Origin of the sequence: Protofrankia sp. Cas8 (assembly GCF_963555845.1) — a bacterium.
Taxonomy (GTDB): Bacteria; Actinomycetota; Actinomycetes; order Frankiales; family Frankiaceae; genus Protofrankia.
The window spans coordinates 2361-4474 of record NZ_CAUVXI010000311.1 but is presented as its reverse complement, the minus strand read 5'-3'; the positions used below and the strand labels follow the sequence as shown (position 1 = coordinate 4474).

General features: G+C 68.4%; 2 protein-coding genes. One reads left to right on the top strand and one right to left on the bottom strand.

What is annotated here, in order from left to right; genetic code table 11:
• Window positions 1-146: 146 nt before the first annotated feature.
• Window positions 147-1316: an N-acetylglucosamine-6-phosphate deacetylase gene (gene nagA, locus U9977_RS25940; protein ID WP_322751906.1), complete on the top strand. Its 1170-nt coding sequence runs from the start codon at window positions 147-149 to the stop codon at window positions 1314-1316.
• Window positions 1317-1353: 37 nt separating this feature from the next.
• Here the strand turns inward: nagA and U9977_RS25935 are convergent.
• On the bottom strand, window positions 1354-2114 hold a 761-nt coding region (locus U9977_RS25935; protein ID WP_322751905.1), incomplete at its 5' end, for a right-handed parallel beta-helix repeat-containing protein.

Genomic DNA, 2114 nt, shown 5'->3' with positions numbered 1-2114 from the left:
TTAACGGTCCCCGTTATCCTCCCCGCCGTCGTCCCTACCGCCGTCTTCCCTACCGTGGATGCGACCGGACGTCCTTGACCGGGGCCCGGGCAGCCAGCGAGCCGGCGGTTGGTGGCGGGGGTGTGGCCGGTGTGACTCGCGGGAGGATGCCCATGTGCGTGCCACAGTGTGTACTGGCCGGAGCCAGGGTGGTGACTCCCGAAGGTGTCCTGGATCCAGGGTGGATCGAAGTTCGCCGTGGCCGCATCGCCGCGGTCGGTACCGGCGTGCCCGCGAGGGCGGCCGGGCAGTCCGTCACCGATCTCGACGGCGCCTGGCTGTTGCCGGGATTCATCGATCTGCATGTGCACGGCGGCGGCGGTCACGACGTCGCCACCTCAGCGGCGGCGATGGCCGCGGCGGTCGCGTTCCACCGCGCGCACGGCACCACCGGCACGCTCGTGTCGCTGGTCACCGCGCCTGTCGAGGACCTCGCCGAGCAGCTGTCATGGGTGGCCGACCTGGTTGAGCGGGGTCCGTGCGCCGACGGTCACGTGCTCGGGGCGCATCTGGAGGGGCCGTTCCTCGCGCCTGCGCGCTGTGGCGCGCAGGCCCCTGACCATCTGCTCGACCCGGACCGGGCGGTGTTCGTCCGGCTGGTCCGCGCGGCCCGGGGAACGCTGCGCGTCATCACGGTCGCACCGGAACTGCCCGGCGCCGCTGAGATCATCGCCGATGCCGTGGACGGCGGCATCGTGGCCGCGATCGGGCACACCGACGCCACCTACGACCAGGCCGTCGCCGCGTTCGCAGCCGGCGCGACCCTGACCACCCACCTGTTCAACGCCATGCCGCCGCTGCACCATCGAGCGCCGGGCCCGGTCGGGGCCGCTCTCGACGCCGGCGCCGACGCCGACGTCGCCTGCGAGCTGATCAACGACGGTGTGCACGTACACCCGTCCATCACCCGGATGGTCGCGCGCGATCGGCATCGGCTCGTTCTGGTCACCGATGCCATCGATGCGGCCGGCGCCGGTGACGGTGACTACATCCTCGGCGGCCAGGCCGTGCGGGTGCGCGACGGCCAGGCGCGGTTGGCGCGTTCGGGCGTGCTTGCCGGCAGCACACTCACGATGGACGACGCCCTGCGCCGGGCGGTCCTCGACGCCGGCATCCCGATCGAGGTCGCAGCTGCCGCGGCGGCGACGAACCCGGCCCGCGTGCTCGGCCTGTCCAACACGTGCGGAGCGATCGCCGTGGGCCTGGCCGCCGACCTCGTCGTCCTCGACGTCGATCTTCACCTTGTCCGGGTCATGGCCGGCGGTGTGTGGTCGTGACCCGGACCCGCCACTGTTGTGGCGAACACGTCATGGATTATGAATTGACGCAGGTCACGTCCTTGGACACGAAACCGGTACCTCCGATCACCTTGTTGGATGTGCAGTTGACCTTGTTGTTCGACGTCCGCGGATTCTGAACCCAGAAGCCGACACCGGACGCTCCTCCGAGGTCGGCGACATTGTCGGTGAAGACGTTTCCTTCGCCGGAGCCCACCGCCACACCGTCGGTGTTGATCGTGTGGGTCTGGAAGCCGTCCTGGAGCGCCGACGGCCCGCTCACCGTGCCCTTGTTACCGATGATCATATAATTGTTGCCCTTCACGTCTATCCAGGAGTCCGCCCAGCTCCCCGACATACCGACCGCGTCGAAGGAGTTGTTCTGGATCACGCCTCCGGTCGTACCTTCCTTGATGTCGATGTTCTCGGCGCCGGTGTGACGGATGGTGTTTCCGATCACCTGGTTGTAGTTCGAGGTGTCCGGCTTGCCACCTGTGTAGCGGCCCCAGTTGGAGACAGCCGACCCCAGGTAGACGCCCTCGCCGAAGCTGGCGGTCTTCACTCCGGTGTTCTCCACCAGGCAGTTGGTTACCACGTCATAGCTGGAAAACGCCCGCAGATGGATGCCTTCCTGCCCGATGTCGTGCACGTACAGACCGTCGATCGTCACGTGGCTGGAACCGTCGAGGACCACGCCCTTGGTCGCCTCTGTCACGGTGAACCCCTGGAGCTTCCAGTAGCCCGCTCCCAGCAGGTTCAGGGCGTAGCCACCGCCGGCGCCACCGCCGTCGAGCACAG

What these genes read in the sequence shown, in the direction of transcription:
- nagA (WP_322751906.1), top strand. Translation starts at nt 147, where the DNA reads ATGCCCATGTGCGTGCCACAGTGTGTACTGGCCGGAGCCAGGGTGGTG.